Origin of the sequence: Gilliamella sp. W8123, assembly GCF_016101085.1 — a bacterium.
Classification (GTDB): Bacteria; Pseudomonadota; Gammaproteobacteria; order Enterobacterales; family Orbaceae; genus Gilliamella; species Gilliamella apis.
This window is the reverse complement of sequence record NZ_JACFRE010000016.1, coordinates 1-5401: the sequence shown is the minus strand read 5'-3', so window position 1 is coordinate 5401 and position 5401 is coordinate 1. Positions and strand designations below refer to the sequence as shown.

The following is a 5401-nucleotide window of genomic DNA, read 5'->3' as shown; positions in this document are numbered from 1 at the left end:
GTAGTGAGATAATAGACCGTGCGTGCTTAACTTTACTAACGTTAAATTATAGTTTGGGCAGGTTTGGTGTTTGGTGTTTGGTGTTTGGTGTTTTAAATTATAATGCATTTTGACGTTCCTGTCAAGTAATTATATGATTTTTTTGATTTTATTTTATTTTTATCGGCTAAATATCCGTCGAATATTGTTTATTATAAACACTTGAAGTATAGTCATAAAAAAAATCTAAGCAATAGTATTTAATTGTTTATTTGTTAAATTTTGTAAATATTATTATTAAGTTAGGTTATTAAAACATAGTTTTAATTCTTAAAAAAACACGCCTAAGATTTTCAGAATGCAAATGATACAAATAAAAAAAGGGATTGTATTCAATCCCTTCTAAATCATACTAATTAGCCAGCTCGATAGTTAGGTGGCTCTTTGGTGATAAGAACATCATGAACATGACTCTCTTTCATACCCGCACCAGTTATGCGATAAAACTTCGATTTAGTGCGAAGTTCATCGATAGTTCCACAGCCAGTTAATCCCATACATGAACGTAAACCACCCATTTGTTGATGGATAATTTCTTTTAATAAGCCTTTATATGCAATTCGACCTTCAATACCTTCTGGTACTAACTTATCAGCAGCATTATCAGATTGGAAATAACGATCAGATGATCCTTTTGCCATTGCCCCTAATGATCCCATACCACGATAAGATTTATAGGCACGACCTTGGAATAATTCAATTTCGCCTGGTGCTTCTTCAGTACCAGCAAACATTGAACCAACCATAACACAAGATGCTCCAGCGGCAATTGCTTTAGCGATATCACCTGAAAAACGAATACCGCCATCAGCAATAACAGGAATATTATGCTGTTTAGCTACCTCAACAGCATCCATAATCGCACTAATTTGTGGTACCCCTACCCCAGTAACAATACGTGTAGTACAAATTGAGCCTGGTCCAATACCGACTTTGACAGCGCTTACTCCGGCATCAATCAGTGCTTTAGCACCTTCACCGGTTGCCACATTACCACCAACAATTTGCAAGTTTGGATAAGCTTGTCTTGTTTGGCGAATACGTTCAAGTACACCTTCTGAATGACCATGCGATGAATCGATAAGTAACACATCAACACCAGCTTCTACCAATGCAGCAATCCGTTCTTCATTACCTGCTCCGGCACCAACAGCAGCGCCCACTCGTAAACGACCTTTTTCATCTTTACAAGCATTTGGTTTTTGCTCGGCTTTGTTGTAGTCTTTGACTGTTATCATGCCTTTTAAGTGGAAACGATCATCAACAACTAATACTTTTTCAACCCGATGTTCATGCATTTTTTTCAAAACACTTTCTCGAGATTCACCTTCTTTAACAGTGACTAAGCGTTCTTTAGGCGTCATCACCGCTGTCACAGATAGTGATAAATCAGTAGCAAATCGAACATCACGAGCAGTAATAATGCCAACTAATTCTTGCGATTCAGTTACAACTGGAAAGCCGGCAAAACCATACTCCTTAGCTAGGTCGATCACTTGTTTAATAGTCGCCGTTGGTAATACTGATACGGGATCTTGTACTATGCCGCTTTCATGTTTTTTAACGCGCTTTACATGTTCAGCTTGAGCTTCAATTGACATATTTTTATGGATAAAACCAATGCCACCTTCTTGAGCAAGAGCTATAGCAAGTTCGGCTTCAGTAACGGTATCCATTGCCGCAGATAACATTGGAATATTTAATTTGATGGTTTTCGTCAGTTGAGTTGTAATATCAGCAGTGTTAGGTAAAACAGTTGAATGGGCTGGAACTAATAAAACATCATCGAACGTGAGGGCTTCTTTAACTATACGAGACATGACAATATTCACCATTGAGTTGAATTGTTGATAAAATATTGCCGATGTATTCTACTCACTTTTAATATAAAAGACCAGTAAAATTTTATATTTATATTTCAGCAGATAAATATAGCGCAAACTAATCTCTGTTACTCGCCATCGCTTTTTTGTGCCATTAAGATGTAATTGACATCAACGTTTTTACCTAAGCGAAATTGATTACTGAGCAAATGATACTCCATACCAATTATCCCTTTGACATCCAAATTAGCCTGTTCAACCCAAGTCATTAATTCAGAAGGACGAATAAAACGATTAAAATCATGGGTACCTTTCGGCACTAAGCGTGCAATATATTCCGCGCCATAAATCAACATTAATTTTGCTTTATGATTGCGGTTAATAGTCGATAAATAGAGTTGTCCATTAGGCTTAAGTAATTTTGCACAAGCATGAATAATTGAAAACGGATCAGGCACATGTTCTAACATTTCCATACAAGTAATAACATCATAGTGTGCGGGGAATTGTTCAGCATGCTGCTCTACGGTTTGATTCTGGTAGTTTATTTTTAAACCATTTTGCTCTGCATGTAATTTTGCCACTGCTAATGATTCTTCAGCAAGATCAATTGCAGTTACATTAGCAGCTAGTTTAGCTAGACTCTCTGACAAAATACCACCGCCACAACCAACATCTAATACATGTTTTCCATTTAGATCACCGGATTGTTGTTTTATATAATCTACTCGTAATGGATTAATAATATGCAATGGTTTGCATTGACCATTGGGATCCCACCATTGCGAAGCTAGTTTTGCAAACTTATCTATTTCGTTCAAATCGATATTTTGTGTCATGACTATTCTTTTTAGAGACGTAAATATTTTATGTAATATATGCGATGGGATGATGATTAGCAATATCAAAGATTTCATGCTCTCTTTTTCTCAACTTTAGTCACAGTAAATTGTTTTAGCTCACTAACGTTTAGAGGTTTAAATAATTTCCGAGGGGATTTTAGTACAAAGGATATTTTCGAATAAGGGGGTTATACCCCCTACTAGTTTTCGCCATCGACATCGAAACTAGCTGGTCATTACGTGACTAGTTTCTTTGACGTGTTAAGTATTTATACATTATCTATTATTTGTTTTAGAACTTAAATAGCCTTGTCAAAAAGGCATATTTGACATGATCTTTAATCTCTTTCGTCAACATAATGTAATGACTTAAAATTTAAATCTACCTACACGGCAGTGAACTTAATATTTTAGTTAATAGTATGTTATTTATGGATTCGCAGTAATATAAAACCGCCCTATAGTGGTTTGTGATGAAATTACTTATATTTTACTTTACAAATCTTATATTACTTATACAATACTTATATAAAAATCAATTACCGCGAATATATGAATAAAGTTATTTACCAAATAAAAGCATTGAAGCAATTAAGAAAAATTAAAAACAACGCTTTGATTCGTAATAAAATTGATGAGTTATCAAACATGCCTAATTGCATTAATGTAAAATCTCTGACTAACTACAAATATCAGTACAGATTAAGAGTTGGAAATTATCGAGTGTTTTTTAATTTTGATGGCATTATTCATATTGTTTCTATCGAAGAGGTGAAAAAACGAGATGAACGCACTTACTAATAACATACAGTTTATTAATAATGAACAAGGGCAACCACAGTTTGTGGTTATGCCTTATACACAATATTTAGAATTAGCGAATACTAAACAAATTAATACTGATACTGGTGTGCCCAACGAAGTTGTTAATCTGGTTTTTGATAATAATTATTCACCAGTTCAAGCATGGCGAGAATATCTAAAATTATCTCAAGTTGAAGTTGCCAATAAAATCGGTATCAGTCAATCTGCATATTCTCAATATGAAAAAAGTCAAAAATTAAGGAAAGCAACACGTATTAAAATAGCTAGCGCACTAGGTATTAACCCTGAGCTACTGGATTTTTAATTTATACAATATTATTTCTAAACTACCTATACGGCAGTGAACTAGAATCCAATATACTATAAATGCAGTTGGCAAAAAGACAAAGCGCAATTTTACTATTAAAAACCCTTTTTTTAAGTGATTTTTTAATGCATTGATTTTTAATTATTTTATTTTAAGTTAAAAAAAAGGGTTAGCAATAAGTAGGAATTTAAGTTTCAAAAACCCCGTTCCTCAATTTTTTTGGTTGTTTGAGTTTCGGACGTTTTCGGTTTTGCGGTTGTTTCTATACGGTGATTACGTCCGAGTTAAGAGGGTTGCCGCTAACCCTCTTTACAATCTCCCGCGGCGACTACGCAAGTGGTCACTGCGTGACTGCCTTCCGCCTTCGTTCGCTCTTAACGCTTCTTGGCAAACATCCCTGTTTGCCATGCTAACCTCACTCAGTTGTCAGCACATTGCCAATGTCGCACCACAAAAGCGTTTTTATCGCCCTAACGTTATTTTTTTTATCCTCAGCTTCTATACCTAAGAACTAAGAAATAATAGCTAATAAGGATAGACACAGATTCCGAGGGCCCTTGAGTCAAGACTAGCGACGAATACAAGAGTAGAATTATCTTTAACGAGCAGAATCCTATTAGGGTTAGCCATATCACTACTAGTACTGATAGGCATCGTCCAATAGACGTTGCGGAAGAAGTTGGCACCAGTGTAATAGTCTATCCTCCCCCATTCCGTAAAAAATCCTCCACCAATTTGACGATGGGCATTACTACCAGATCCCGAAATCGACGCAACCGCATTAGTTAAATCACTGGCCTTTGGGAGACGGTATCCAAGACCATTACACCAAGATGATACAGCCGGATCGGTTAAATAATTACGTCCAACAAACCACTGCTTTAACACAAATCCATATTTGACCACCGCATTACCACTGCTATCACGACCGACTAACTCAAATGTCTGCGGTAAAGATGGTCTGTCGATTCTACCTGGATTAGCTGATAACGATGTAGGAACAGGACCCGTTAGAGTGACTCGAACGCTGGTATTTGTTGAATCTGTCATCGTCGCCGTAATACCACCATGCGAAACCGGCGCCCAAGATAAGGCCTGACTAACACCACTAATATCTAAATCAAAATACAAATTATTAGCACCCGTAGTTGGGAAGTTTTCACGATAATAATGAGGCGGAAATGACTGTGTTAGAAAACCCTTATCAGGGTTCCATATGTTAGCAGGACCAGCATATCTACCTGTACCGGGTAACAAGTTAGGTCTTGCATAACAAATCACTGGCGCTGCCTTAGGATTAATATAATAAGTGGCATTACCTGCACTAAAACGACTTTCATTAGGTACCCCATAACGTGTTGTTAATGTACCTTCACCATTAGATAAGGTTAATTTATATGGCGCTTTACAAATAGTTAGCACTTCATTACGGGCAACACGATTATTGTCTCTATCGACAATAGATAAATTTAAACTACCAGTAGCGGTGACACCATTAACTCCCTGACCATCGCCATCATCATCCCCCCAATAATTATACGGTGTGCCAATAAGTGAACTTAATG

General features: G+C 36.4%; 4 protein-coding genes and 1 pseudogene. 2 read left to right on the top strand and 3 right to left on the bottom strand.

Annotated features, from left to right (window positions below; translation table 11 throughout):
* Positions 1-395: 395 nt before the first annotated feature.
* A complete protein-coding gene (guaB, locus tag H3T56_RS11530) occupies positions 396-1859 on the bottom strand; it encodes an IMP dehydrogenase (protein WP_198193083.1) in 1464 nt (487 codons plus the stop codon).
* Positions 1860-1990: 131 nt separating this feature from the next.
* Positions 1991-2779 carry a bifunctional 2-polyprenyl-6-hydroxyphenol methylase/3-demethylubiquinol 3-O-methyltransferase UbiG gene (ubiG, locus tag H3T56_RS11525; RefSeq protein WP_198193081.1) on the bottom strand — a complete coding sequence of 263 codons (789 nt, stop codon included), beginning with the start codon at positions 2777-2779 and terminating at the stop codon, positions 1991-1993.
* A 477-nt stretch (positions 2780-3256) separates the two neighbouring features.
* Here ubiG and H3T56_RS11520 point away from each other — a divergent pair, with 477 nt between their 5' ends.
* Positions 3257-3505, top strand: coding sequence for a type II toxin-antitoxin system RelE/ParE family toxin (locus H3T56_RS11520; protein WP_082205163.1), 249 nt, complete (start codon positions 3257-3259; stop codon positions 3503-3505).
* The gene (locus H3T56_RS11515; RefSeq protein ID WP_065578240.1) at positions 3489-3833 is read left to right on the top strand and encodes a helix-turn-helix domain-containing protein; all 345 of its coding nucleotides are present in this window, start codon (positions 3489-3491) and stop codon (positions 3831-3833) included. The genes H3T56_RS11520 and H3T56_RS11515 overlap by 17 nt, the downstream gene beginning before the upstream one ends.
* A gap of 528 nt (positions 3834-4361) precedes the next feature.
* On the opposite strand, the pseudogene H3T56_RS11510 reads toward H3T56_RS11515, so the two are convergent.
* A pseudogene (locus H3T56_RS11510) lies at positions 4362-5401 on the bottom strand (hypothetical protein); the annotation flags it as partial.

What these genes read in the sequence shown, in the direction of transcription:
- H3T56_RS11520 (WP_082205163.1), top strand. Translation starts at nt 3,257, where the DNA reads ATGAATAAAGTTATTTACCAAATAAAAGCATTGAAGCAATTAAGAAAA.
- guaB (WP_198193083.1), bottom strand. Translation starts at nt 1,859, where the DNA reads ATGTCTCGTATAGTTAAAGAAGCCCTCACGTTCGATGATGTTTTATTA.
- H3T56_RS11515 (WP_065578240.1), top strand. Translation starts at nt 3,489, where the DNA reads ATGAACGCACTTACTAATAACATACAGTTTATTAATAATGAACAAGGG.
- ubiG (WP_198193081.1), bottom strand. Translation starts at nt 2,779, where the DNA reads ATGAAATCTTTGATATTGCTAATCATCATCCCATCGCATATATTACAT.